A 24823-nucleotide genomic window follows, 5' to 3' on the forward strand; every position below is an offset into this window, starting at 1 on the left:
ACCGGTCGCGCCGGTGTGCACGACGCGCCATCGGCACTCCGGGGTCCACAACGACGCGCCATCGGCACTCCGGGGTCCACGACCGCGGCGCCCGGCCCTGCGGACGTGCGGTCCGGCCGCCCGGTGCGCCGTGTTCGCCCGTTGAACATGGCGCCCGGACGGAGCGCGCACCATGCCGGAAGGCAGCCCGGGACGGGCTCGAAAACCATGGCCGCCGGCGATTGCCCGTCAACGAAGTGAACGGGAAAGGGGACGGCGCCGACAAGATCCGAAGCCGTGCGCAAAGCGGCCACGGCACCGTCCGACGGCGGTGTGAAAGGTTCAGAATGATCTAGGAAATCGGCTATGAGAGTGCTCACATCCGCACTTCCCGCAGGCAGTTGATTGCTCAAGGTCACCACTGCCATACTCCGCATCCGGCCCAGTCGACACCCTCCGGCAGGGCCGCCCCCGACCTCCCGAAATCCCAGGCCGGGGGCGTCACGACCCCCCACAGAGTCCGCACACAAGCCCGGCTTCGGCACCCAGAAGTTCTCCATGAGCCATTTCTGCGGGTTGTCCCGACGACGGCTCAGTTTTCCGTGCGTTCCGACGCCTGACCGGCCCCATGGTCCGATGCCGGAAGCCCGGTACCACGCAGCAAAGAAGGTGCGTCAATGAGTGGATATCCACCGCAACACGCCAACTGGTCTCCACCGCCCCCGACGGGCGGCGATTCCACGCGGCCGCCGTCCCTGCACGGGCATCCCGAATTCCAGTCGATACGCGGGGCGTTCCGTGCCTTCGGGACCACGGCGGTGGCCGTCGTCGTGGGTGGGTTTCTGCTGTACGTACTGCTGTCGCACTTCGTCCCACCGCTGATGAACTTCCAGCTGGCCGGCCACCTCACCCTCGGCCTCGCGATCGGCCTGGCGCAGTTCGCCGTCATGGCGGTGACGGTGTGGCGCTACACCACGCACATGCGCCGGCAGGTCGACCCGGTGGCGCGCCGGCTGCGCGCCGAACTGGACCGCGTCGAGCCCGGCCGGCCCACCACCCCGCAGGAGGGACGGTCCCGCTCGTGGTGACGATCTCCGCAGGCCTCATCAACCGGTTCAGCCTGCAACTGACCTTCATCCTCTTCGTGACCGTCGTCGTGGTCACGCTGTTCACGGCGCTGCTGATGGCCCCCCAGCGCGACGAGATCAGCGAGTTCTACCTCGGTAACCGGAACATGTCGCCACTGCGCAACGGCCTGGCGATGTGCGGCGACTACCTGTCGGCGGCGACCCTCCTGGGCAGCACGGGCCTGGTCGCCCTCACCGGCTACGACGGCCTCCTCTACCTGAGCGGGACCACGGTGGCCTGGATGATGGTGCTGCTGCTCATCGCGGAGCCGCTGCACAACACCGGCCGGTTCACCATCGGCGACACGCTGGCCCTGCGCATGCCCCGCTTCCAGCGGCCCGTGCGCATCGCCCTGTCCATCACCACCCTGGTCATCACCACCCTCTACCTGGTCGCCCAGTTCAGCGGCAGCGTCGCCCTGCTGTCCCAGTTCGTCGGTGAGCCCAGCCAGACCACCCGCACCCTGTGCGTGCTCGTCATCGGCGGCATCGTCGTGGTGTACGCCGCGCTCGGCGGCATGCCCGGCGCGACCTTCATCCAGATCATCAAGGCCGTGATGCTCGTGGCGGGCATCGCGATCACCGCGGTCTTCGTGCTGAACCGCTTCCACTGGTCCCTCGACGGGCTGCTGTCCACCGCCGCCCGCAACAGCGGCAACGGGCAGCGCTTCCTGGAGTCCGGGCTGCGCTACGGCGGCGGCCTCACCAGCAAGCTCGACTTCCTCAGCCTGGAACTGGCCATCGTCCTCGGTCTCGCCGGGCTCCCCCACGTGGTGATGCGCCTGCTCGCGCCCCGCACCAGCCGCGTGCTGCGCACCTCGGTCGTCTGGGGCATGGGCCTCATCGGCTTCGTCTGCCTGGCCGCGGGCATCGTGGGCCTCGGCGCCACCGCCGTCGTGGGCCGGGAGGGCATCACACAGGTCGACCCCAAGGGCGATGTGGCCCTCCTGCTGCTCGCGCAGTCCATCGGCGGCGGCGTGCTCACCGCGCTGCTCTCCTCCCTGGCCTTCGTGACGCTGCTCGCCGTCGCGGCCGGACTCACCCTGTCCGCGGCCACCTCGCTCGCCCACGACCTCTACGGTGAGGTCCTCCGCAAGGGCAACGCCACCGAGGCGCAGGAGCTGGGTGTGGCCCGGCTGGCCGCCGTCTTCATCGGTGTGCTGGGCATGCTGCTCGCCCTGCTGCCGTGGGAGATCAGCGCGGCGAGCCTGGCGTTCCTCGCCTTCGCCATCGCCGCGTCGGCCATCGTGCCGGCCCTCGTGTACACGCTGTTCTGGAGCCGCTTCACCGCACGGGGCGCGCTGCTCAGCCTCTACGGCGGACTGATCACCTCCGTGCTCCTCGTGGTGTTCTCCCCCGTGTTCTCGTCCCTGCCCTCCTCCATCTACCCCGACGCGGACTTCGCCTGGTTCCCCCTGCAGAACCCGGGCATCGTCTCGATCCCGGCGGGCTTCCTCCTGGGCTGGCTGGGCAGTGTCACGGGTCCGAGGCAGGAGTCCGACGACTACGAGGAGTTCGAGGTCCGCTCGCTGGTCGGTGCGGGACAGCACTGACGGCAGGGCCCCCTCCGACCGCCGCCGCGGCGTCCGGTCGCCCCCCCGTGAGGCGACCGGGTGCCGCGGTGCACCCTTCGGAAAGGACCACCCATGCACAGGCGCATCTCGTCGAAGTCGCTGCGCGTGCTGGCCGCCGGAGTGACGGCCACGGCCACGCTCGCCGTCGTCGGAGCCACCGGACACCCGGCTCGCACCACCGCCACCCCCGCAGGCACGTACCCCACCGTGTCCCCGGCCGGCCCGGCCCAGGGTGCCCGGGGGTGGGAGGGTCCGGCGGAGACGGGGAGATGGCGCGGGTCGCGGCCTCCCGCGGCGACGGCGACGGCGGGACGGCCGCGCTGCACCCGTACGCCCGCCACGGCGCATCCCGCGGCTCCCGACCCGGCTCCCTGAGCCGGCCCGCCGCCCCGGATGCGGGGGCGGAGCGCGGTCAGCCGTGGGGGCGCAGGGTCCACACCACCGTCATCTCGCCGGTGACGGCGCCGTCCCCGCGCCGGATGGCGATGGAGACGGGGAACTCGGGGCGCCGGCCGGCGTCGAGTTCGGCGACGACCTCGGCGGCGGGGCGGCCGAGCGTGGCGGTCGCGGTGACCGGGCCCGTCGCGAGCTTCCTGTACGCGATCTCGGCGCTGACGGCGAGCGGCACGGCCCGGGACAGCTGCTCCCCGAACGCGGCCAGCACGATCGCGCCGCTCGCCGACTCGCCCAGGGTGAACATCGCCCCGGCGTGCGGCCCGCCGACGTGATTGTGGAAGTCGCTCTGGTCCGGCAGCGCCACCACCGCCTTCTCGGCCGTCGTCTCCAGGAACTCCAGGTTCAGGGTCCGCGCCATCGGCACCGTGGCGGCGAGCATCTCACCGATCGACATCTGGTCTGCGCTCATGGCGGGATGTTACCCATGAGTAGCGACGCCTGGCCAGGTGCGCGCGTGATCGCCGCAGGATCGCCGGCGCGGATCCGAAGACCCGGGTCCACGGGCAGTCCGCCCAGCCGGACAGGGCCGTGGTGCGGTCGGGCCCGCCGAGTCGTTCACGACGGAATCCGGCATCAAGGGCAGTCTGGGCACCGCCCGGTCCGCAGGTGTGGAGAAATCGAAAAAGTGCGCAACGGGCGGCACGGCGCCGACGTTCGCCTTCCAGAACGCCCAAGGAGACCCGGTCTCCTGGTCGTTCCACGGCGCCGAGGGCGTATCCGGCGAGGTACCGGAGGCGACCGTGCGCCGGATCGCCGCCGCCGTACGGTTCACCGAGGACCCGTCGGACTCCTGAACGCCCCTTTCCGGTACGGCTCTGACGAAGAGCGGTGACCCAACCGTGTCACGAGCGGCACTAGGGTTATGGCCCATGTGGCCAGGACAGCAGCCGCCCGGGGGCGAGCAGAACCCGCAGAACCAGAACCCCTACCAGCAGCCGGGGTACCAGCAGCCGAACCCGTACCAGCAGCCGGGTTATCAGCAGCCCAGTCCCTATCAGCAGCAGGGGCAGCCGCAGTGGGGCGCGCCCACGCCTGCGGGATCGCCCCAGCAGCCGGGCGACGGGGGCGGCGGGAACCGCACCAAGCTCGTCGCGATCGTGGCCGCCACGGCCGTGGTCGTGGCCGCCGGGGTCACCGGCTTCCTCGTCCTCGGCGGCAACAAGGACGACAACGCCGACGGCAGCGGCAGCAAGGACGCCAAGGCGTCGTCGTCTCCCTCGCAGAGCGCGACGGCGTCGTCGTCCGCGTCCGACAACCCGCGCAGCAGTGAGACCGAGAAGCCGACCGTCCCCGGCTGGAAGGTCGTCGTCAACCCCAAGTGGGGCACGGCCTTCGACGTGCCGGCGGACTGGGAGGTGAAGTCGCCGGGCCTGCTGATCGGCTTCGAGGACGACAAGGGCAAGGCCGGTGACAAGCCCCTCATCACCATGTCCGCGCCCGCCTTCCTCAAGGAGAACTGGTGCACGTCCGACGACGACAAGGACGGGCGGACGGACAACACACCGCTGGCCGCGGCGGGAACCAAGGGCGCCAGCGGGGCCAAGAACACCGATGAGGTCGCCGTGAACCAGGTGGCCTGGTGGGTGTACGGCGGCTACACCCAGCCCGACAAGAAGAGCCTGACCTTCGACAAGAAGGCGAAGCCGTACAAGACCGCGTCAGGCATCCAGGGCAGCATCGCCTGGGCCCGGTCCAAGAACACGCCCCAGAAGGGGAAGTGCGCGTCCGACGGCAAGGCCATCACGTTCGGCTTCAAGAACTCCGCGGGCGACTTCGTCGCATGGAACCTCTACGGCGCCACCGGCGTGAAGGACGAACTCCCGGACGCGACGATCATGAAGATCCTCAGCACGGTGCGCCTCCACGGCGACCCGACGGCGTCCTGAGCCGTACGCTCCCGCACGGCGGGCGCCATGGCCGGCTCCGCGGCGGCCGTGGCGCAAGCGGCATGCCCCGCCGGCGTCCGGCTCCGCCTCAGCCGATGGTGAAGGCCCCGTCGGGCGGTTCGGGCGACGGGACGGCGTCCGCCTCGTGAACGGGCTCGGCGGCGCCCATGAACTCCCTTAGCGCAGCGCCGTGTTCGACTCGGGCCGGGAAGGCGTCCGCGGCGGTGAGGCGGATGAGGGCGGCGATGTCGAGAGGCCGGTGGGAGGCGGCCAGCACGGCGTTGCCGAAGCGGCGGCCACGCAGCACGCCCGGCTCGGCGATCAGCACCAGCTCCTCGAACACCACGGCGAACGTGGCGAGTTGGGAGCGGAGGAAGGCGAACGGCGCGGCGTCTGCGAGGTTCGCCAGATAGACGCCGTCCGGACGCAGTACCCGCTCCGCAGCGCGGGCGTACGCCACCGTCGTCAGATGGGCGGGGACGCGGGAGCCGCCGAAGACGTCCGCGATCACCACGTCGGCGGAGTCTGCGGCTGCGGTCCCGATCCAGGCGCGGGCGTCGGCGGGGTGCAGGGTGACGCCGGCGTCGGCGGGCAGGGGCAGGTGTTCCACGACGAGGCCCAGCAGGCCCCGGTCGGCCTCGATCACGTCCTGCCGTGAGCCCGGCCGGGTCGCGGCGACATAGCGCGGCAGGGTGAGGGCGCCGCCGCCGAGGTGCACCACGTCGAGGGGCCGTCCCGGAGCCGCCGCCGTCTCCAGGACATGGGCGAGCCGCCTGGCGTACTCGAACTCCAGATACGCCGGCGCGTCCAGGTCGACGTAGGACTGCGGGGCCCCGTCGACCGTCAGCAGCCAGGCCCTCGCACGGTCCACGTCGGGCATCAGCTTGGCGGTCCCGTGGTCCACGGCACGCGTCACGGGTATGGGCTCGCTCACGGCTCCATTGTGCCGGGCGGGGGATGGTCCGTACGCCGAGCACCGTCGCGTCGCACGCCACCGGCCGCGACGGGCCCGGGTGCCCACCCCCCTCCGGGTGCGCACCCGGGCCCTGAGCCGGCGGCCCCGGGGCTCCGGCCGTCGCCGGAGCCCCCGGCTCAGCCCACGGCCGTCACCGTGCCCGCGCCGACCGTCCGGCCGCCCTCGCGGATCGCGAAGCCGAGGCCGGGCTCCAGCGGGACCTCACGGCCCAGCTCCACCGTCATGCTGACCGTGTCGCCGGGCCGGGCGACCGCCGTCTCGCCGAGGTCGATGTCGCCGACCACGTCCGCGGTGCGGATGTAGAACTGCGGCCGGTAGCCCGTAGACACCGGGGTCGTACGGCCGCCCTCCCGCGCCGACAGCACGTACACCCGCGCCGAGAAGCGGCGGCTCGGGGCGACGCTGCCCGGCGCGGCGACGATGTGCCCGCGGCGCACCGCGTCACGGGGCACCCCGCGCAGCAGCAGCGCCACGTTGTCCCCGGCCTGCGCCTCCTCCATGGGCTTGCCGAAGGTCTCCAGGCCGGTCACCACGGACTCCAGGCCGGCGCCGAGCACCTCGACCCGGTCGCCGACGCGGACCGTGCCGCGCTCGACGGCGCCCGTGACCACCGTGCCGCGGCCGGTGATCGTGAGCACGTTCTCCACCGGCAGCAGGAACGGCGCGTCCACGTACCGCTCGGGGATGGGCACATAGGTGTCCACCGCGTCGAGCAGCGCTTCGATCGCCGCGGTCCACCGCGGGTCGCCCTCCAGAGCCCGGAGCCCGGAGACGCGGACCACCGGCACGGCGTCGCCCGGATAGCCCTGGGCGGTCAGCAGTTCGCGGACCTCGAGCTCGACGAGGTCGACGAGCTCCTCGTCACCCGCGTCGGCCTTGTTCAGGGCGACGACGATGTGGTCGACGCCCACCTGCCGGGCGAGCAGCACGTGTTCGGCGGTCTGCGGCATGATCCCGTCGAGCGCGGAGACGACGAGGATCGCCCCGTCGAGCTGCGCCGCCCCGGTGACCATGTTCTTCACGTAGTCGGCGTGGCCCGGCATGTCCACGTGGGCGTAGTGCCGGGTGTCGGTCTCGTACTCGACGTGCGCGATGTTGATGGTGATGCCGCGGGCGGCCTCCTCCGGGGCCCGGTCGATCCGGTCGAACGGCACGAAGGTGCCGGTGCCGCGCTCGGCGAGGACCTTGGTGATGGCGGCGGTCAGGGTGGTCTTGCCGTGGTCGACGTGCCCCATCGTGCCGATGTTCAGGTGGGGTTTGGTGCGCACGTATGCCGTCTTGGACATGGCGGTACCTCGAAGCCTCTCCGGTGGTGGATGACGGCCCCGGCATCGGGAGATCCGGCCGGGACGGGACCCCAGGGACTGCCGACCCTCCCCCTGCGGGGTCCGCCGGACGATCCGGGGAGGGTCAGCTTCGGGCGCCGTCGACGGCGGCCAGGAGAAGCGGGACGGCAGCCTTCGGGGCATCCGCGACGGCGGATGCTGCGAGGACGAAGGCGTACCGGAACATGTCGTAGATCATCCTCGACGGCGTCGCCCGCGTCGAATGGTTTTCGCGACGAGGCGGGCGCCCGCTGCCGGGCGCGGCCGGCGGCACCCGTGACACCGCTGAGACGAACCCCACGGCGGTCCGGCACCTCGGTCGGTTACTGTCACCGAATGCTCGATGCCACCACCCGCTCTGGGGGCACCGCCACGGCCTCTCCCCGGGCCGTCGCCACGGAACTCGGCGCCGCGACGACCGCCGCCGTCGCCGTGCCGCCCGGTTTCACGGCCCGCTGCACGAGAGCGCTGCTCTCGCCCTGGTCGCGGCTGTCGCTGCTCGTGGCCCTGCTCGCCGCGGCCGCGGCGAGCGTGCTGCTGTTCGAGCCGCAGAAACTGCTGGCGGAAGGCTGGCCGCCACAACTGGGGGGCGTGGTGGCGGCCGTGGCGTTCGCGGCGGCGTACGGGGTGTGCACGGTCGCGTTCGTGCCGCGCCCCTTGCTGAACCTGGCGGCGGGCGCCCTGTTCGGCTCGCAGCTGGGCACCGGCGCGGCGCTCGCGGGCACGGTGCTGGGGGCCGGGATCGCCTTCGGTCTCGGCCGGGTGCTGGGGCAGGGCGCGCTGCGGCCCCTGCTGCGCGGGCGCCTGCTGAAGGCCGCGGACGGCCAGCTCAGCCGGCACGGCTTCCGCTCGATGCTGGCGGCACGGCTGTTTCCCGGAGTGCCGTTCTGGGCCGCCAACTACTGCGCCGCCGTCTCCCGGATGCGCTGGGCGGCGTTCCTGCTCGCGACGGCGCTCGGCTCCGTCCCCAACACCGCGGCGTACGTCGTGGCCGGCGCCCGGGCCTCGACGCCGACCTCGCCCGCCTTCCTGATCGCGCTGGCCCTCATCGCGGTGCCGGCGCTGGCCGGCGCGGTGGTGGCCTGGCGGGGGCGCCACCACCTGCGCGGCCGCTGAGCGGTCAGACCGCCTCGACGATCATCGCGTTGGCGAGCCCGCCCGCCTCGCACATCGTCTGCAGGCCGTACCTGGCTCCACGCGCGCGCAGCGCGTGCACCAGGGTGGTCGTCAGGCGGGTGCCGCTCGCTCCCAGCGGGTGGCCGATGGCGATGGCGCCCCCGTGGACGTTGACCTTGGCCGGGTCCGCGCCCGTCTCCTGCTGCCATGCCAGGACGACGCTGGAGAAGGCCTCGTTCACCTCGAAGAGATCGATGTCGCCGAGCGCCAGCCCCGCCCTGCGGAGCACCTTCTCGGTGGCGGGGATGACGCCGGTGAGCATCAGCACGGGGTCGGAGCCGGTCACCGCGAAGCTGTGCAGCCGGGCGAGCGGCCGCAGGCCGAGGCGTGCCGCGGTCTCGCCCGAGGTGATCAGCACGGCCGACGCGCCGTCGTTGATCGGGCTGGCGTTGCCCGCGGTGACGTTCCACTCGATCTGCGGGAACCGCTCGGCGAAGGCGGGGTCGTGGTACGCGGGCCTGAGGCCGGCCAGGATCTCGGTGGTGCCGGCGGGCCGTATGCACTCGTCGCGGGTGAGGCCCTCCAGGGGGGCGGTCTCGGCGTCGAACAGGCCGCCGTCCCAGGCCGCCGCCGCCTTGCGGTGCGAGGACAGGGCGAAGGTGTCCATCTGCTCGCGGGTGATCGACCACTTCGCGGCGATCAGCTCGGCGCTGATGCCCTGCGGGACCAGGCCCTCCGGGTAGCGCTCGGCGACGCCGGGCCCGAAGGGGTCGGCGCCCGGGGGCACGTTCGACCACATCGGTACGCGGCTCATGGACTCCACGCCGCAGGCCACGACGATGTCGTAGGCGCCCGAGATCACGCCCTGGGCGGCGAAGTGCACGGCCTGCTGGGAGGAGCCGCACTGGCGGTCGACGGTCGTCGCGGGCACGGTCTCCGGGAAGCCGGCGGACAGGACGGCGTACCGGGTGGTGTTCATGGCCTGCTCGCCGACCTGGTCGACGGTGCCGCCGATGACGTCGTCGATGAGCGACGGGTCGATGCCGGAGCGTTCGACGAGGGCGCGCAGGGTGTGGGCCAGGAGTTCTACGGGGTGGACATGGGCGAGGGCGCCGTTCGGCTTGCCCTTGCCCACCGGGGTGCGTACGGCTTCGACGATCACGGCGTCGCGCATGGTGCGGGCCTCCTTGCCCGGCGGGTGCCGGTGCAGCGGTTACCAGTGAGTAGGAATTCCGGACTCACCATAGCCCTTAGGGTTGGAAAAGCAAACCCTCCTCTAGACTGGACCCATGGCCGCCCCCAAAGACCCGCGCCCCTGCTCGATCGCCGATGCCCTGGCCCTGGTCGGCGAGAAGTACTCCCTGCTCGTCCTGCGCGAGGCGTGTCTCGGCAACGGCCGCTTCGACCAGCTCGTCCGCAACATCGGCGCACCCCGCGACATCCTCGCCGCGCGCCTGAAGCGCCTGGTGGACGCGGGGCTCCTGACGAAGAGGCTCTACAGCGAGCGCCCGCAGCGCTTCGAGTACCGGCCCACGGCGGCCGGCCTGGAACTGGAGTCGGTCCTGATGACCCTCATGGCGTGGGGCGACCGCCATCTCCAGAAGGACGGCGAGCGCCCCATGGTGATCGAGCACGCCTGCGGCAACGAGCTGGTGCCGGTCGTCACCTGCTCCGCCTGCGGCGGGGAGGTGCGCCACGAGGACCTGACGGCACACCCCCAGGCGCCGGGGTGGACGGTGTCGGGGCCGGTCGCCGCATAAGCCCGCCGACCGTCCGAACTTGCCGCCCGAACGCACAGCCCTCGGCCCCGCTCCGTAAGGCGAGCGGGGCGGGGCGCGGGAGCGGGGCGGCCCGGCACCCCAAGCACCGGTAAAGCCCCGGTGATGGAACCGTCATGGCGAAGCGCTACGCTGCCCCCCAGCACACTTGATCACCGGTCGCGCCACGGCACGCCCGCGGCCCGGTGTCCCCGTCGTCGCCTCCACGATCAGCGCTTGGACTGCCACACTCCATGTCTTGGTTCGCATCCCTCGTCCTCGGACTCGTCCAGGGGCTGACCGAGTTCCTCCCCGTCTCCTCCAGCGCGCATCTGCGGCTGACCGCGGCCTTCGCGGGCTGGGAGGACCCGGGGGCGGCCTTCACCGCGATCACCCAGATCGGCACGGAGTCCGCCGTGCTGATCTACTTCCGCAAGGACATCGCGAACATCCTCTCGGCCTGGTCCCGTTCGCTCTTCGACCGCACGATGCGCCAGGACCGCGACGCCCGGATCGGCTGGCTGGTGATCGTCGGCTCGATACCCATCGGCGTGCTCGGCGTCACCCTGAAAGACCAGATCGAGGGGCCGTTCCGGGATCTGCGGATCACGGCGACGACGCTCATCGTGCTGGGCGTGATCCTCGCCGTCGCGGACCGCCTCGCGGCCCGCGACGAGACAGGCGGCCGGCACCGAATACCCAAGCAGCGCAAGACGCTGCAGGATCTCACCGTCAAGGACGGTCTGGTCTACGGCGTCTGCCAGGCCATGGCCCTGATACCCGGTGTCTCCCGCTCCGGCGCCACGATCAGCGGCGGTCTCTTCCTCGGCTACAGGCGCGAGGCCGCGGCGCGCTACTCCTTCCTGCTCGCCATTCCGGCCGTTCTGGCCTCGGGTGTGTTCGAACTCAAGGACGCCGCGCAGACAGGGCAGGTGGACTGGGGGCCCACCCTCTTCGCGACGGTCATCGCGTTCGTGTCGGGCTACGCGGTGATCGCGTGGTTCATGAAGTTCATTTCGAGCAAGAGCTTCATGCCGTTCGTCTGGTACCGGATCGCACTCGGCGTCGCCATCATCGCCCTGGTCGCCGCGGGTGTGCTCAGCCCGCACGCGGCCGAGTCGGCGGGCTGATCCCGGCGCGGCGCGCGACCGCACCGGACCCCGGCCTCCGCCCGGCGAACGATCGTGACCAACCACATACGGTCCCTGTAGCCGTGTGGTAGCGCGCTGTCAGCCCTTGCCCCTAGGCTTGTGCGCATGTCCCCCGATTCCCTCAGCCCTGGTTCCGCACGGTCCGCCGACGACTTAAACGAGCGGATCCGCGCCCTGTGGCTGCGCGCGGGCGGTTCCCTGTCGGCCGAGGAGCGCGCGGAATACGAGCTGTTGGTCGTGGAATGGGCGGCGGCGATACGCGACGAGGTCATCGAGGCGGCCTGACCCACCCTCACCGGCCGCCGTCCAGCAGGCGCTGGAAGGCCGTCGGCCGTGGACGCCCCGGCAGGAACTCCTTGATCCGCCGAGCGCACCCATCCGCATCCGCACGGCTCGTGTCCAGCTCCAGGTCGTAGACACCGTGGGCGTGCACCGCCCCCAGCTGCCGCACCGCCAGCCCCGACGGGCGGTCACCACGGGCCCGTTCACGCCTCTCCAGCTCCTCGCGCGGGCAGCGCACCCCCACCAGCACCACGTCCTGCGGCGGGAACAGGTCGAGACAGTCCCGCAGCCGCCATTCCTCGCTGAGCACATGGTCGACGACGACGTTGTTGCCCGCGGCGGCCATCCCGGCGACCGCCCGGTGGTAGCCCCGCCAGGTGCGGTGCAGCACCGCCTTCAGCTCCTCCGGCGGCAGAGGCGGCCCGGACCGCATCGCGTGGAACGCGTCGACGGGCATATGGAACCAGGGCTCATCCATGATCCGCAGCAACCGGGCCGCGATGCTCGACTTCCCCGCGCTGGACGTGCCGTTGAGGAAGACGATCAGTCCGCCGCGCGGGGGCTCACCGGCCACCGGCCACCCGCAGCACGGCACCGGTGGTGTAGGACGACTCGGGCGACATCAGCCATGCGATCGCGGCGGCGACCTCCTCGGCCCGGCCGGCACGGCGCAGCGGAGTCGTGGCCGCCACACGCTCGGGGCGACACGGGTCGCCCATCGCCCGGTGAATGTCGGTGTCGATCACCCCGGGTGCCACCGCGTTGACGCGGATGCCGTCCGGGCCCAGTTCCTTGGCCAGGCCCAGCGTCAGGGCGTCGACCGCGGCCTTGGTCGCCGCGTAGTGCACGTACTCGCCGGGACTGCCCAGCGTCGCCGCGGCCGACGACACATTGACGATCACACCGCCGCCCCGCGCCGGCATCTCCCTGGCGGCGCGGCGTGAGCACAGCAGCGCGCCCAGCAGGTTGACCTCCACGACCCGGCGCAGATCGGCCGGGTCCGTGTCCGCCAGCCGGCCCAGCGGACCCGTCACCCCGGCGTTGTTGACGAGGCCGGTCACGGGTCCGAGCGCCTCGGCGGCCGTCTCGAAGAGCCGGTCGACATCGGCCTCCTCGGAGGTGTCCACCCGCACGGTGACACACCGGACGCCCGCCGCCCGTACGGCGGCCGCGGTGTGCTCCGCGGCCTCGCCGTCCCGCACGTACCCGAGCACCACGTCGTGCCCGTCCGCCGCGAGCCGCACACACGTCGCGGCACCGATCCCGCGGCTGCCTCCGGTGACCACCATGACCGGACGCGTCATACGTGCCCCTTCCGCCGAAAGCCGGTGACGTCGTCGAACACGCGGAACACGCCGAACACGCCGAAGACGCCGATCACTCTACGATCGCAGACGCAGACGCGCCGGGTGTCCCGGCCTGCCTCGCCCGCAGGACCGTGATGGCGCGTTCGCACCAGTCGTGGTTGCCCTGCTCGAAGGCGAGGCCGCGCAGACACGTCAGATAGGGACCGATACGGGCGCCGTGGCGCAGGAACTCCTCCTCGGTGCGGTCGCCCCGCATGGCGTGCAGCAGCGTGCCGAACACCTCGATCTTGGCCCGGGCGAAGGCGGCCCGCTCGGCCAGCTGCGCGATCAGCGTCCCCGCGTCGACCCGGTCGGCGGCCTGGACCTTGACGAGCAGGTCGTCACGGATGAAGGAGGGCTTCGCGTCCGCGGCCGAGAAGCGCTCCAGCTCGGCCAGGCCGGCCTCGGTGACCCTGAACAGGCGCTTGGTGGGCCGCGTCTCCTGGACCACTTCGCGGCCCGCGATCAGCCCGTCCCGCTCCAGCCGGGTCAGCTCGGCGTACAGCTGCTGGGGCTGCGCGTACCAGAAGTTCGCCACCCCCAGGTCGAACGCCTTGGCGAGCTGGTACCCGCTCAGTTCCTCGTCCAGCAGCGCCGCGAGAACGGCGTGGCGCAACGCCATCGGATCGCTTCCCTCCTGCCGCTGTCCACGGACACCCCAGCCATGATACTCAAGAATATGACTACTCACATTCATGACTATGGGGAGAGCCAGTGACCGCAACCGAGCGCTTCCGCGAGGCCGTCGACAACCGCGACCTCACCGCCCTGGAGGACCTGTTCACCGAGGACATCCGCCTCTACAGCCCCGTGAAGTTCCAGCCCTTCGAGGGCCGGCCGATGGTGCTGGGACTCTTCGGGGTCCTGATGCGCACCTTCGACGACTTCCGCTACATCGGGCAGTACACGGGCGCGGGCGAGACCGGCGCCGGCGGCGGCGAGTCCCCCTCGGCGGTCCTGCTCTTCCGGGCGACCGTGGACGGCAGGGAGATCCACGGCATCGACCTGCTGCACTTCGACGACAACGGCCGGATCAAGGAGTTCACGGTGATGGTCCGGCCGCAGTCCGCCGTGCACGCGCTGGGCCAGGCGGTCCTCGCGGGCCTGGTCGCCGACGGTCTCGTCCCGGCGCCCGCGGGGTGAGCGGCACCTGTTCCGGCCCCGGACCGAGGCCGTCGCCACCGGTCTGCCCGCACCGGTCCCGCGAAAGGGCCCGCACGGCCCCTTGGCTGCGCCCGCCCCGTCCCCAACACTGAGCCGATGACGCAGCGTGTGGAGCTCGCGACCGTGTTGGACCGGCTGGCCGTCGACGGACTCGTCACCGAGTACGCGGTGGCCGTGGACGACGGCGACTGGGAGGCGTACCGGGGGCTGTTCACGGCCGACGGCCGTGCCGACTACCGCTCGGCCGGCGGGATCGAGGGCGACGCCGGGCAGATCGCGGCATGGCTCGCCCGGACGATGCGGCTGTTTCCGATGCGCCAGCACCTGATCGTCAACCGGCGCGTCCGGTTCGGCGTCCTGGAACAGGACGTGGGCGACACGGCCCGGGTACAGGCCGACTACGTCAATCCGATGCGGTTCGCGGGAGAGGACGGCGGGCCGTCCGAGCCCGACTTCGTCTGCGGCGGCCGGTACGCGTTCGCGTTCCTGCGCACGGACGAGGGCTGGCGGCTGCGCGAGGTGGTCGTCCGGGAGAAGTGGCGACGTGCCCCGCGCGGGCAGGAGGCGGCCGGCTGAGCGAGCCCCCGTGGACCGCCGGGCCCTCTGTCGGAGATCGTCGGCGGCGCGCACACTGGAAGGACGCACCGGGGAGGAGACGCCGCATGAGGATGCCCGGCGACTGGCTCGCCTCCCGGTGGCGGCGCGGTGCCGTCGCCGTGCTGGCGGGTGCGCTGCCGATGTTCGCCTTTCCCGCCCCCTCGTGGTGGTGGTTCGCGTATGTCGCGCTGGTCCCGTGGATCCTGCTCGCCCGCTCCGCCCCGACCGGCAGGCGGGCCGCCTACGACGGCTGGCTGGGCGGATTCGGCTTCATGACGGCCGTGCACCACTGGCTGATACCGAACCTGAACGTGTTCACGTTCGTCATCGCGGCGCTGCTCGGCGCGTTCTGGGCCCCCTGGGGCTGGCTGGTGCGGCGCTTCCTCGCCGGGGTCCCCTCCCCGGGGCGGATCGGCGCCGCCCTTCTCGTCCTGCCCTCCGGCTGGCTGATGGTGGAACTCGTCCGCTCCTGGCAGGGGCTCGGTGGCCCCTGGGGGCTGCTCGGGTCGAGCCAGTGGCAGGTGCAGCCCGCGCTGCGGCTCGCGTCGGTCGGTGGAGTGTGGCTGCTGAGCTTCCTCGTCGTGACCGTCAACGTCGCCGTGGCCGTGCTCGTGTCGCTGCGCCGCTCGCGCGTCCCCGCCGTGGCCGGGCTCGTCGCGACGGCCGTCGTGGCGTCGGCGGCCTGGGTCTGGGCGCCGCGGCCCGTCCCCGACGGCCGGGTGCGGATCGCGGTCGTCCAGCCCGGGGTCATCGAGGGGACGGAGAGCGGCGACAAGCGGTTCGCCCGCGAGGAGCAGCTGACCCGGAGGCTCGCGGGGCAGCATGTGGACCTGGTCGTCTGGGGCGAGAGCAGCGTCGGCTTCGACCTTGCGCGGCGTCCCGATCTCGCCGGCCGGATCGCGGCGCTGTCCCGGCTGGTGAAGGCCGACATCCTGGTCAACGTGGACGCCCGCCGCTCCGACCGCCCGGGCATCTACAAGAGTTCCGTGCTCGTCGGCCCGGGCGGCCTCACCGGCCAGCGGTACGACAAGATGCGACTCGTCCCGTTCGGCGAGTACATACCGGCGCGATCCGTGCTCGGCTGGGCCACCTCGGTCGGCAGGGCGGCCGCCGAGGACCGCAGGCGGGGCACCGAGCAGGTGGTGATGAACGTGGGGCACGGGCTGCGCGTCGGCCCGATGATCTGCTTCGAGTCCGCGTTCCCGGACATGAGCCGCCATCTCGCGGACGACGGCGCGGCGGTGCTGATCGCCCAGTCGTCCACATCGACGTTCCAGCAGAGCTGGGCGCCCGAGCAGCACGCCTCGCTGGCCGCGCTGCGCGCCGCCGAGACCGGCCGCCCCATGGTGCACGCCACGCTGACCGGTGTCTCCGCCGTCTACGGCCCCGGTGGGGAGCGCATCGGCTCCTGGCTCGGCACGGACGCGAGCACCTCGGCGGTCTACGACATCCCACTGGCCCGCGGCGTCACCCCGTACGTCCGCTACGGCGACTGGCCGGTGTACGCGTCCCTGGGGATCCTCGTCGCACTGTGCGCCGCGGAGGGCGTCCGGGCGCTCAGCGGGCGGCGGCGCGCTCCCGCACCGCAGCAACCACCCGCTCGCACAGTTCGTGGGTCGCCAGTGCGTCACGGGCGCTGAGCACCGTGCCGGCCCGGACGGCGTCGAGGAAGGCGAGTGCGGCCTGCTCGATGCCGCGCTGCCGGGCCACCGGCACCCAGTCCCCGCGCCGCCGCACGGTCGGCTGGCCCTTGTGGTCGACGATCTCCGCCAGGTTCAGCACCTGCCGTTTGGTGTCCTGCCCGGAGACCTCCAGGATCTCCTCCGCCGAACCGCTCAGCCGGTTCATCACGCCGAGGGCGGTGAATCCCTCCCCGGCCAGCTGGAGCACCACATGGTGCAGCAGCCCGCCCTCCGTGCGGGCGCGCACCGTCACGTCGTCGACCGGTCCCGGTGCCAGGAACCGCAGCGTGTCCACGACATGGATGAAGTCGTCGAGGATCATCGTGCGCGGGTCCTCGGGCAGGCCGACGCGGTTCTTCTGCATCAGGATGAGCTCGCGCGGATGGTCGGCGCACTGCATGTAGCCGGGTGCGTAGCGCCGGTTGAAGCCGACCGCCAGAGCGACGCCGCGCTCCTCGGCGAGCCGCACCAGCCGTTCGGAGTCGGCGAACTCGTAGGCGAGGGGTTTGTCGACGTACGTCGGCACGCCCGCCTCCAGGAGCCGGGCGACGATCTCCGGGTGGGCGGTGGTGGGCGCGTGCACGAACGCCGCGTCGAGGTCCTGGGCGAGGAGCGCGTCCAGATCGGTGTGCCGCTGCTCCGGGGGGAGGCGCAGACCGTCCGCGACACGGTGGAGCGTCGCGGGGGTCCTCGTCTGGAGATGCAGTTCGAGCCCCGGCTGCAGCGCCAGCACCGGCAGATACGCCTTCAGCGCTATGTCGCCGAGTCCGATGCAGCCGACCTTCACAGGACGTCTCCTAGGGGTTGCCGACGGGTGCCTCACCGGAAGCATACGGCTGCTGCGGGGGACGCCAGCCGACGATGTCGTCCAGTCCCCGCAGGAAGAGGGCGGGGGCGACCCGGGACACCCCGGAGATCAGGGCGTCGCGCACGACGATGCCGGGACGGCTGCGCATCAGGTTCAGCCGGGCCGTGCCGGCGGCCTTGCGGACGATCGTCATGGTGCGGGGCAGCCGGGCCGCCGTGTAGGCGGCGAGACCGTCGGTGGTGGAGGTCGCGCCGCTCGTGCCGCGCCGGGACACGGCGTGGGCCAGCACGATCGCGTCCTCGATGGCCTGGTTGCCGCCCTGGCCGAGCAGGGGTGGCATGGCGTGGGCGGCGTCGCCGAGCAGCGCGGCCCGGCCGGAGTGGAAGGCGGGCGGCGGCTCGGCGATGTGGTGGACGTCGTGCCGCAGGACGTCCCCGGGGCGGGCCGCGGCGAGGACGGCCGGGATCGGATCGTGCCAGTCCCCGAACCGGCGCACGAGCTCGGCCCTCTCGTCGCCGTCCGGTGCGCGCTCCCCGGCGGGCGCGAGGGCCGCGGCGTACGCGTACACCCTGCCGTCCTTCATCGGCTGGGTTCCCCACAGGCGGCCCCGGCCCCACGTCTCGTGGGGCGCCACCTCCGCCCCCGGCAGCGGGATCGTGATCCGCCAGGTGGTGAATCCGCTGTACACGACACCGGGATGCCCCGGAAACAGCGCGCGGCGTACGGCGGAGTGGATGCCGTCGGCGGCGACGACCAGGTCGGCCTCCAGGTCCCCGTCGGGGGTGGTGACGCGGGCCGGGCGGCCGGCGTCACCGGGGTCGGCGAGGGTCGCGGGCGCGCCCGTGCGGACGGTGCCGGGCGGGAGCCGGTCGGCCAGGCGGTCGATGAGTGTGGCGCGGTGCAGCAGGACGATCGGGCCGCCCAGGCGTTCGGCCACCGCGGCGCCGTCGGACCGCATCAGCCAGCGCCCGCTCGGGGTGCGCAGCCCTCCGTCGCCCTGCCAGGCGGCGAGGCCCCGGATCTCGTCGCCGAGCCCGATGACGTCCAGGGCGCGCAGGGCGTTGGGGGACAGCGAGATTCCGGCGCCGGCCGGCTCCAGCGAGCCGGCCCGCTCCAGGACGGTGACCCGCCAGCCGGCGCGGTGCAGGGCGACCGCCGCGGTCAGGCCCCCGATCCCGCCTCCGATGACGACGGCGTGTGACGACTGTGTCATGGCTCCTCCTCGTACCCACGAACGACACTACGTCTGTAGTGAGCAATGCGGCGACCTTACTACAGATGTAGTAGCGCAGGTAGGTTGGCTTCCATGTCCGTACACACCACGGGCGCCTCCCGCGCCGACCTCGTCGCCGACACCGCCCTCGCCCTGCTCGCCGAGCGCGGCATGCGCGGACTCACGCACCGGGCGGTGGACGGGGCGGCGGGGCTGCCCCAGGGCTCGACCTCGAATCTGGCGCGGACACGCCTGGCCCTCCTGGAACTCGCGGTGCGACGTCTCGCCGACCGGGAGGCGCGGGTGCTCGCACTGCACGAGATGCCCGACCCGGCGGCCGGGCCCGGCGCGGTGGTGGACGGCCTGGCCCTGGCGGCCCACCGCTCCCTGACCCAGGGCCGCGATCTGACGCTGGCCCGCTACGAGCTGGCCCTGGAGGCCACCCGCCGGCCCGAACTGCGCCGGCACTTCGACGCGGCCGGGGCCCGCTTCCGCGACCAGCTCACCGGCCTCGTCACCGCCATGGGTTCCACCGACCCGGCCCGGCACTCGCTGTCGCTGCTGGCCTGGCTGGACGGGCTGCTGTTCTCGTGCGTGGCCGGGTCCTTCACGGCGGAGGCCCCGAGCCTCGACGGGGTACGCGCCGGTCTGCGGGAACTGCTCGACGGGATACTCGGCCGCTGACCGCCCGCCCGGTTCACCGACGAGCGGTTCAGCCGGCGCTGATGTCACCCGCGGAGGGCGCGCGCCCTCCGTACGGGGGCCGAGATCACCCGTGCGGGGCATCCTGCGCCTGTCCGCTCCCCAAAGCGGGCCGGACGCAGCAGAGTTGCGCGGGTGCATCGAACGACGACGACCGCAACGCTGCTCCTGGTCACCGTGGCCGTCTCGGCCCTCACCGGCTGTGTCACCGTCCAGCGACCGCCCGCACCGGGCGCGTCGTCGGCTCCCTCGCGCCCCTCCGCGCCACGCGCGGACGGCGGCGGACAGCCGCACGTCGTCCAGGCCCCGGCGCGGGAGGCGCTGGAGATGGTCCGGCCCTCCGACGACCCGCCGCCGTCGGCCGCAGCCCCGTACGGCACGGCCCGGCCGGGCCCCACCGCGGCACGGACGGCCGGTCCGCACCGCCCGTCCACGGCCCCGGGCCCGTCCCTTCCCGGGCCGTACACCGGCGGGCGGCCGTCCGCCTCCGCGGCGATCCCGAAGAACGCCGATGTGTGCGCGCTCGGCCGCAGGTACGGGGGGTGGCGGCCGGACAGCCCCGAGGCGGCCATCTGCGGACGCGTCTACGGGCCTTGAGGCACCGCCCGGGACAGAGAGGGTGACGGAGACGGGTGCGGGGGCGTACGGGCGCTTCAGGGCCGTCCAGGGGCCCGGGGGCCGCGCTTCCAGGGCGCCGCGCGCCTCCGCCAGGCCGCCGTGACGGCTCCTACGGCTGCTGTCGCGGCGGACCCAGCCTCCCGCCGCCGGGTCCGTCCAGGGGACCGGGCTCGGGCGCGCCCCCCGTCGGCCCCTCCCCCGCGAGCCTGCGCTCCAGCCGGCCGATCGCCGCCCTGACGCCGTTGCCGTAGCCGTCGTCACCGAGGGCGCCGACCGCGCCGCGGGCCCGGTGCAGATGGACACGGGCGGCCTCGCAACGGCCGAGCTTCACGTAGTCGGCGGCCAGGTTCAGATGGAGCGAGGGGTAGAACGCGCGGACGGCGAGCGCCCCGTGGTGCCCGGCGGTGCGCTCGTCGGTGAGTTCCTCGGCGGCCGACAACGCTCTCAGGTCCCAGGCCAGTTCGTCCGCCGGGTCGTCCTGTGTGTCCGCCATGTAGTGCGCCAGCGTGCAGCGGTGCAGGGGGTCGCCGTCCTCGCCGATCTCGGCCCACAGCCGGAGAAAGCGGTCCCGGGCCTCCTCGCGGTCGCCGCCGTGGTGCAGCATCACGACCTGCCCGATGCGGGTCATGACGGCGTCCGGCGCCGCCTGCTCCTGTCGCTTGGCCACCGCGTCCTCCACGTTCGTCGCGCCCCCACCCATGACGCTAACCGCCCCCTGTGGCAATCGTGCTCAGGCCGCTCCGTACGGACGCTGGGCCATGCCGGTGACGACGCGAGGCGACCGGGACGGGCGAGGGCGGGGCCGGGCAGCTGCCGGGCCCCGCCCGGGGCTCACCCCAGGTCCGGAATCGCCCAGTCGACCGGCTGGTGCCCCTGCCGGGCCACCGCCTCGTTGATCTGCGTGAACGGGCGGGAGCCGAAGAACTTCTTCGCGGACAGCGGCGAGGGGTGCGCTCCCTTGACGACGACGTGCCGCGTCTCGTCGATCAGCGGCAGCTTCTTCTGCGCGTAGTTGCCCCACAGCACGAACACCGCCGGGTCCTCCCGGCCGGCGACCGCGCGGATCACCGCGTCCGTGAACTTCTCCCATCCACGGCCCTTGTGCGAGTTCGCCTCGCCGGCGCGGACCGTCAGCACCGCGTTGAGCAGCAGCACGCCCTGCCGGGCCCACGGCATCAGATAGCCGTTGTCCGGCACCGGGGTGCCCAGCTCCTCCTGCATCTCCTTGTAGATGTTCCGCAGCGAGGGCGGGGTCTTCACCCCGGGCCGCACGGAGAAGCACAGGCCGTGCCCCTGACCCTCGCCGTGGTAGGGGTCCTGGCCGAGGATGAGGACCTTCACCCGCTCGTACGGTGTGGCGTCGAGCGCGGCGAAGACCTCCTCGCGCGGAGGGTAGACGGGACCCTTGGCGCGCTCCTCCTCGACGAACTCCATCAGCTCCTTGAAGTAGGGCTGCTGCAGTTCGTCGCCCAGAACGCCCCGCCAGGACTCCGGCAGCATGGCGATGTCGGTCACGTCAACTTCCTCCGATGTGCGGTCACTTCCAGGTCTCAGAACCTACAGGCGACCACTGACAACGGACCCCCGGACCCCGCGCGCCGGGGCTACCAGCTGGTCTTGCGGGACAGCTCCCACACCATCATGATCGTCGACGGGTCCAGGGCGCGCTCCCCGCCGGAGATCTCCTCGCTCGCGGCGAGGAACTGCTTGCCCTGCCACAGCGGCAGCAGCCGGGCGTCGTCGACGAGGACCTGCTGGGCCTGCTCGAACTGCTTGACCACGTTCGCGCGGTCGCTCTCGCGCCGGGACTGGGGCAGCAGCACCCCGGTGATCTCCGGCGCCGGGTAGGGCGTGCCGAGCGCGTTCTGGTTGCCGACGAAGGGCGCGATGTAGTTGTCCGGGTCGGGGAAGTCGGGGAACCATCCGCGGCCGAAGACCGGGTACTCGCCCTTCTGGTAGCCGGCCACGTACGTCTTCCAGGGGCGGCTCTTGAGGGTGACCTGGAACAGGCCCGAGTCCTCGAGCTGGCGCTTGATCTCCCGGAACTCCGGAGCGGTCTCGGAGCCGTAGCGGTCGATGGTGTACCAGAGGGTCAGCGGGACGCGCTGGGTGATGCCCGCCTCGCGGAGGATCTTGCGTGCCTTGGAGGTGCTGGGGTCCCCGAAGTGGTCGAAGAAGCCCGTGGTGTGGCCGGTGAGGCCCGCGGGGACCATGGAGTAGAGCGGCTCGACGGTGTCCTTGTAGACGTTGTGGGCGATCGCGTCCCGGTCCACGATCTGGGCCACCGCCTTGCGGACGGCGAGCTTGCCGGCCCACGGGTCCTTCGGGTTGAAGACCAGGTAGCTGATCTCGATGCCGGAGTTCTCCACGAGCTGGATGGTCTTGTCGTTGCCACCGCTCTGGAGGGAGACGATGTCGGAGGCGGCGAGACCCCGGTAGGTGATGTCGATCTTCCGGTCCTTGAGGGCGTTCACCATGCTGGCGGAGTCCTGGAAGTAGCGGATGGTGACCGCGTCGTTCTTCCGCTTGGCGTAGCCCTTGTAGTGGCTGTTCCCGACGAGCCGGGCCTGCTTGCCCTCCTCGTAGGACGCCAGCGTGTACGGCCCGGACCCGGTGATCCTGCCGTCCTTGCGCAGCTCCGTGGCCGGGTAGTCGGCGGGGTCGACGATCGACATGGCCGGCGTGGCGAGGACGAAGGGGAACGTCGCGTCCGCTTCGTTGAGGTGGAAGACGACCTCGCGGTCGCCCTTCACCTGGACCCGGTCCAGGCTGCCCAGCAGTCCGGCCGGGCCGCCGGCCACGTTGATCCGCTTGATGCGGTCGATCGAGTACTTCACGGCGCGGGCGTCGAGCTTGTCCCCGTTGGAGAACGTGAGCCCGTCACGCAGGACGCATCGGTACGTCCGGTTCGCGGCGTCGGTGAAGGAGCAGTTCTGGGCGGCGTCGGGCCCCGGCTGGGTCGCTCCGTCGGGGTAGTTGAGGAGGGTCTGGTACACGTTGCGGAACAGCTCCCAGGAGCTGTCCCAGGCCGCGGCGGGATCCAGCGTGCTCGGGGAACTGGTGGTCCCCACGACGATCGGCGCCTTGTCGCCGGACGAGTCCGACGACAGAATGCCGCACCCCGTCACCAACGATATGGATGCGATCGTCGCCAGCTGACGCAGACTTCGGTTCCTATTGAACACGCCTTGCTCCTCGAGCTGCCACACCAGGGATCGGCAGACGATACCGCAGTGCCGGGCCGGGTTCACCGTGCTCCGCCCGGGCTCGTGGCCAGTGCGCGATGACGACGTTGTCATCACCCCGGTGCCCGCGGCTGCGACACGGGCGCGGACCGTGTCAAGGGTTCCGGCAGATCCGCGCCCGTGTCGAGATGTGCGTCAGGCGACCCCGGCGTTCAGGAAGACGCCGCCGTCGACGACCAGCGTCTGGCCCGTGATCCAGTCGGACTGATCCGAGGTCAGGAAGGCCGCGGCGTCGCCGATGTCGGAGGGCACGCCGAGCCGGCCGAGCGGGTAGGCCGCGGCGGCCTCCGCCTCCCGGCCCTCGTACAGGGCCTGCGCGAACTTGGTCTTCACCACGGCCGGCGCGATCGCGTTGACCCGTACCCGGGGTGCGAACTCGTGCGCCAGCTGCTGGGTCAGGTTGATCATCGCGGCCTTGCTGACCCCGTAGGCGCCGATGAAGGGCGAGGGTGCGAGGCCCGCGATCGAGGCGATGTTGACGATCGCGCCGCCGTTGTCCTTCTGCCAGGCGTGCCAGGTCCGCTGCGCGAAGCCGAGCGCCGAGATCACGTTGGTCTCGAACACCTTGCGCGCGACGCCCAGGTCGAGGTCGGCGATCGGCCCGAACACCGGGTTGGTGCCGGCGTTGTTCACCAGGAAGTCGACGCGGCCGAACGCCTCCATCGTGCGCTGGACGGCGGTGGCCTGGTGGGCCTCGTCGTGCGCCTTGCCCGGGACACCGATGACCCGGTCGGCGCCGAGCTTCTCGGCGGCCTCCTTGAGCGCCTCCTCGTTGCGGCCGGTGATGCAGACGCGGTCGCCGCGCGCGACGAACGCCTCGGCGATCCCGTAGCCGATGCCGCGGCTGGCGCCCGTGACGAGGGCGACCCTGCCGGAGAGTTCAGGCAGTGCAGTCATGTGTCGGCTCCCGGCCCTAGTCGAGCGGTCCGCCGGCGACGTACAGCACCTGGCCGGAGACGAATCCGGCCGCTTCGCCCGTGAAGAAGGCGATCGCGTTGGCGATGTCGTCGGGCTCGCCGACGCGCTGCACGGGGATCTGGGTGGCGGCCGCGGCCTTGAAGTCCTCGAAGCCCATGCCGACGCGGTCGGCGGTGGCCTTGGTCATCTCGGTGGCGATGAAGCCGGGGGCGACGGCGTTGGCGGTGATGCCGAACTTGCCGAGTTCCTTGGCCAGCGTCTTGGTGAAGCCCTGCAGGCCGGCCTTGGCGGCCGAGTAGTTCACCTGGCCGCGGTTGCCCAGCGCGGACGAGGAGGAGAGGTTGACGATACGGCCGAAGCCGGCGTCGACCATGTGCTTCTGGCAGGCGCGCGACATCAGGAAGGCACCGCGCAGGTGCACGTTCATGACGGTGTCCCAGTCCGAGACGCTCATCTTGAACAGCAGGTTGTCGCGCAGCACGCCGGCGTTGTTGACGAGGATCGTGGGCGCGCCCAGTTCCTCGGCGATCCGCGCGACGGCGGCCTCGACCTGTGCCTCGTCCGAGACGTCGCAGCCGACGGCGACGGCCTTGCCGCCCGCGGCCGTGATCTTCTCCACGGTGTCCTTGCACGCGGCCTCGTCGAGGTCGATCACGGCGACCGCACGGCCCTCGGCGGCCAGCCGTACGGCGGTGGCGGCGCCGATGCCGCGCGCACCGCCGGTCACGACGGCGACCCGCTGCTCAGTGGTGGACATTGCTGGTTCTCCTCGCCCTTGGAAAGCCTGGAACACCTTCGGAAAGTCTGCGGCCCCACGGTACGCCCCACGGGTGAGCGACCGCTTAGTACCTTCAGCAGACGTGACGCTAGAAGCCCTGGCACCCGGTGTCAACGGCACACC

27 protein-coding genes and 1 pseudogene are annotated in these 24823 nt (G+C 72.1%); 14 read left to right on the forward strand and 14 right to left on the reverse strand.

The window, feature by feature from the left end:
• Window positions 1–656: 656 nt before the first annotated feature.
• The 3 genes from ACZ79I_RS05370 (at window position 657) to ACZ79I_RS05380 (ending at window position 3055) form a co-directional block, all read left to right on the forward strand.
• Complete coding sequence (locus ACZ79I_RS05370) at window positions 657–1067, forward strand: DUF485 domain-containing protein (RefSeq protein ID WP_471494562.1); 411 nt, start codon at window positions 657–659, stop codon at window positions 1065–1067.
• A complete protein-coding gene (locus ACZ79I_RS05375; protein ID WP_471494564.1) occupies window positions 1061–2659 on the forward strand; it encodes a solute symporter family protein in 1599 nt (532 codons plus the stop codon). Before ACZ79I_RS05370 ends, ACZ79I_RS05375 begins: the two co-directional genes overlap by 7 nt.
• Window positions 2660–2752: 93 nt before the next feature.
• The gene (locus tag ACZ79I_RS05380) at window positions 2753–3055 is read left to right on the forward strand and encodes a hypothetical protein (protein WP_471494566.1); all 303 of its coding nucleotides are present in this window, start codon (window positions 2753–2755) and stop codon (window positions 3053–3055) included.
• 37 nt (window positions 3056–3092) lie between these two features.
• Here ACZ79I_RS05380 and ACZ79I_RS05385 read toward each other — a convergent pair whose 3' ends face one another.
• On the reverse strand, window positions 3093–3530 hold the full coding sequence (locus ACZ79I_RS05385) for a DUF4442 domain-containing protein (protein WP_471504773.1): 438 nt from the start codon (window positions 3528–3530) through the stop codon (window positions 3093–3095).
• A 139-nt stretch (window positions 3531–3669) separates the two neighbouring features.
• Here ACZ79I_RS05385 and ACZ79I_RS05390 point away from each other — a divergent pair.
• Window positions 3670–3930: pseudogene (locus tag ACZ79I_RS05390) on the forward strand (DUF8017 domain-containing protein); the annotation flags it as partial.
• Window positions 3931–4005: 75 nt separating this feature from the next.
• A complete protein-coding gene (locus tag ACZ79I_RS05395) occupies window positions 4006–5022 on the forward strand; it encodes a DUF8017 domain-containing protein (RefSeq protein ID WP_471494567.1) in 1017 nt (338 codons plus the stop codon).
• 88 nt (window positions 5023–5110) lie between these two features.
• Here the strand turns inward: ACZ79I_RS05395 and ACZ79I_RS05400 are convergent, their stop codons facing one another.
• Together ACZ79I_RS05400 and tuf are read right to left on the reverse strand one after the other, a co-directional pair.
• Window positions 5111–5956 carry a spermidine synthase gene (locus ACZ79I_RS05400; RefSeq protein ID WP_471494569.1) on the reverse strand — a complete coding sequence of 282 codons (846 nt, stop codon included), beginning with the start codon at window positions 5954–5956 and terminating at the stop codon, window positions 5111–5113.
• A 158-nt stretch (window positions 5957–6114) separates the two neighbouring features.
• Window positions 6115–7284: an elongation factor Tu gene (tuf, locus tag ACZ79I_RS05405; protein ID WP_471494571.1), complete on the reverse strand. Its 1170-nt coding sequence runs from the start codon at window positions 7282–7284 to the stop codon at window positions 6115–6117.
• Window positions 7285–7659: 375 nt separating this feature from the next.
• On the opposite strand from tuf, the gene ACZ79I_RS05410 reads away from it, so the two are divergent.
• The gene (locus tag ACZ79I_RS05410) at window positions 7660–8439 is read left to right on the forward strand and encodes a TVP38/TMEM64 family protein (protein WP_471494573.1); all 780 of its coding nucleotides are present in this window, start codon (window positions 7660–7662) and stop codon (window positions 8437–8439) included.
• A gap of 4 nt (window positions 8440–8443) precedes the next feature.
• Here ACZ79I_RS05410 and ACZ79I_RS05415 read toward each other — a convergent pair whose 3' ends face one another.
• A complete protein-coding gene (locus ACZ79I_RS05415; protein ID WP_471494575.1) occupies window positions 8444–9613 on the reverse strand; it encodes a thiolase family protein in 1170 nt (389 codons plus the stop codon).
• 115 nt (window positions 9614–9728) lie between these two features.
• Here ACZ79I_RS05415 and ACZ79I_RS05420 point away from each other — a divergent pair, with 115 nt between their 5' ends.
• The 3 genes from ACZ79I_RS05420 (at window position 9729) to ACZ79I_RS05430 (ending at window position 11632) form a co-directional block, all read left to right on the forward strand.
• Window positions 9729–10199 (forward strand): winged helix-turn-helix transcriptional regulator, encoded by a 471-nt coding sequence (locus ACZ79I_RS05420; protein ID WP_471494577.1) that lies wholly within the window; start codon window positions 9729–9731, stop codon window positions 10197–10199.
• 251 nt (window positions 10200–10450) lie between these two features.
• Window positions 10451–11326 carry an undecaprenyl-diphosphate phosphatase gene (locus tag ACZ79I_RS05425; RefSeq protein ID WP_471494579.1) on the forward strand — a complete coding sequence of 292 codons (876 nt, stop codon included), beginning with the start codon at window positions 10451–10453 and terminating at the stop codon, window positions 11324–11326.
• Window positions 11327–11452: 126 nt separating this feature from the next.
• On the forward strand, window positions 11453–11632 hold the full coding sequence (locus ACZ79I_RS05430; protein ID WP_471494581.1) for a hypothetical protein: 180 nt from the start codon (window positions 11453–11455) through the stop codon (window positions 11630–11632).
• Window positions 11633–11639: 7 nt separating this feature from the next.
• On the opposite strand, the gene ACZ79I_RS05435 is transcribed toward ACZ79I_RS05430, so the two are convergent.
• From ACZ79I_RS05435 to ACZ79I_RS05445, 3 genes are all read right to left on the reverse strand, one after another.
• On the reverse strand, window positions 11640–12203 hold the full coding sequence (locus tag ACZ79I_RS05435) for a chloramphenicol phosphotransferase CPT family protein (RefSeq protein ID WP_471494583.1): 564 nt from the start codon (window positions 12201–12203) through the stop codon (window positions 11640–11642).
• Window positions 12193–12933 carry an SDR family NAD(P)-dependent oxidoreductase gene (locus tag ACZ79I_RS05440; protein ID WP_471494585.1) on the reverse strand — a complete coding sequence of 247 codons (741 nt, stop codon included), beginning with the start codon at window positions 12931–12933 and terminating at the stop codon, window positions 12193–12195. Before ACZ79I_RS05440 ends, ACZ79I_RS05435 begins: the two co-directional genes overlap by 11 nt.
• Before the next feature lie 73 nt (window positions 12934–13006).
• Window positions 13007–13597, reverse strand: coding sequence for a PadR family transcriptional regulator (locus ACZ79I_RS05445; RefSeq protein ID WP_471494587.1), 591 nt, complete (start codon window positions 13595–13597; stop codon window positions 13007–13009).
• A gap of 92 nt (window positions 13598–13689) precedes the next feature.
• Between ACZ79I_RS05445 and ACZ79I_RS05450 the strand changes: the two genes are divergently transcribed.
• From ACZ79I_RS05450 to lnt, 3 genes are all read left to right on the forward strand, one after another.
• On the forward strand, window positions 13690–14118 hold the full coding sequence (locus ACZ79I_RS05450; protein ID WP_471494589.1) for a nuclear transport factor 2 family protein: 429 nt from the start codon (window positions 13690–13692) through the stop codon (window positions 14116–14118).
• A 117-nt stretch (window positions 14119–14235) separates the two neighbouring features.
• A complete protein-coding gene (locus ACZ79I_RS05455) occupies window positions 14236–14715 on the forward strand; it encodes a nuclear transport factor 2 family protein (RefSeq protein WP_471494591.1) in 480 nt (159 codons plus the stop codon).
• Between the two features lie 86 nt (window positions 14716–14801).
• A complete protein-coding gene (gene lnt, locus ACZ79I_RS05460) occupies window positions 14802–16376 on the forward strand; it encodes an apolipoprotein N-acyltransferase (protein WP_471494593.1) in 1575 nt (524 codons plus the stop codon).
• Here the strand turns inward: lnt and ACZ79I_RS05465 are convergent.
• Window positions 16294–17205: a Gfo/Idh/MocA family protein gene (locus ACZ79I_RS05465; RefSeq protein WP_471494595.1), complete on the reverse strand. Its 912-nt coding sequence runs from the start codon at window positions 17203–17205 to the stop codon at window positions 16294–16296. The two genes, lnt and ACZ79I_RS05465, sit on opposite strands and share 83 nt — an antisense overlap.
• A gap of 10 nt (window positions 17206–17215) precedes the next feature.
• On the reverse strand, window positions 17216–18439 hold the full coding sequence (locus tag ACZ79I_RS05470; RefSeq protein WP_471494597.1) for an FAD-dependent monooxygenase: 1224 nt from the start codon (window positions 18437–18439) through the stop codon (window positions 17216–17218).
• Window positions 18440–18532: 93 nt separating this feature from the next.
• Here ACZ79I_RS05470 and ACZ79I_RS05475 point away from each other — a divergent pair, with 93 nt between their 5' ends.
• Together ACZ79I_RS05475 and ACZ79I_RS05480 are read left to right on the forward strand one after the other, a co-directional pair.
• On the forward strand, window positions 18533–19123 hold the full coding sequence (locus ACZ79I_RS05475; protein ID WP_471494599.1) for a TetR/AcrR family transcriptional regulator: 591 nt from the start codon (window positions 18533–18535) through the stop codon (window positions 19121–19123).
• Window positions 19124–19276: 153 nt separating this feature from the next.
• Window positions 19277–19738, forward strand: a complete 462-nt coding sequence (locus ACZ79I_RS05480) for a hypothetical protein (protein WP_471494601.1) — start codon at window positions 19277–19279, stop codon at window positions 19736–19738.
• Window positions 19739–19868: 130 nt separating this feature from the next.
• On the opposite strand, the gene ACZ79I_RS05485 is transcribed toward ACZ79I_RS05480, so the two are convergent.
• The 5 genes from ACZ79I_RS05485 to fabG all read right to left on the reverse strand — a co-directional run bounded on the left by ACZ79I_RS05485 (window position 19869) and on the right by fabG (window position 24679).
• Window positions 19869–20426, reverse strand: coding sequence for a hypothetical protein (locus ACZ79I_RS05485; protein ID WP_471494603.1), 558 nt, complete (start codon window positions 20424–20426; stop codon window positions 19869–19871).
• A gap of 164 nt (window positions 20427–20590) precedes the next feature.
• Window positions 20591–21274 carry a uracil-DNA glycosylase gene (gene ung, locus ACZ79I_RS05490; protein ID WP_471494605.1) on the reverse strand — a complete coding sequence of 228 codons (684 nt, stop codon included), beginning with the start codon at window positions 21272–21274 and terminating at the stop codon, window positions 20591–20593.
• A gap of 89 nt (window positions 21275–21363) precedes the next feature.
• Window positions 21364–22944: an ABC transporter substrate-binding protein gene (locus tag ACZ79I_RS05495; RefSeq protein WP_471494607.1), complete on the reverse strand. Its 1581-nt coding sequence runs from the start codon at window positions 22942–22944 to the stop codon at window positions 21364–21366.
• A 195-nt stretch (window positions 22945–23139) separates the two neighbouring features.
• The gene (locus ACZ79I_RS05500) at window positions 23140–23901 is read right to left on the reverse strand and encodes an SDR family oxidoreductase (RefSeq protein ID WP_471494609.1); all 762 of its coding nucleotides are present in this window, start codon (window positions 23899–23901) and stop codon (window positions 23140–23142) included.
• Window positions 23902–23917: 16 nt separating this feature from the next.
• Entirely contained in the window at window positions 23918–24679 is a 762-nt protein-coding gene (fabG, locus tag ACZ79I_RS05505; RefSeq protein ID WP_471494611.1) for a 3-oxoacyl-ACP reductase FabG, read from the reverse strand.
• Window positions 24680–24823: the final 144 nt, after the last annotated feature.

Source organism: Streptomyces sp. PSU-S4-23 (genome assembly GCF_055632315.1).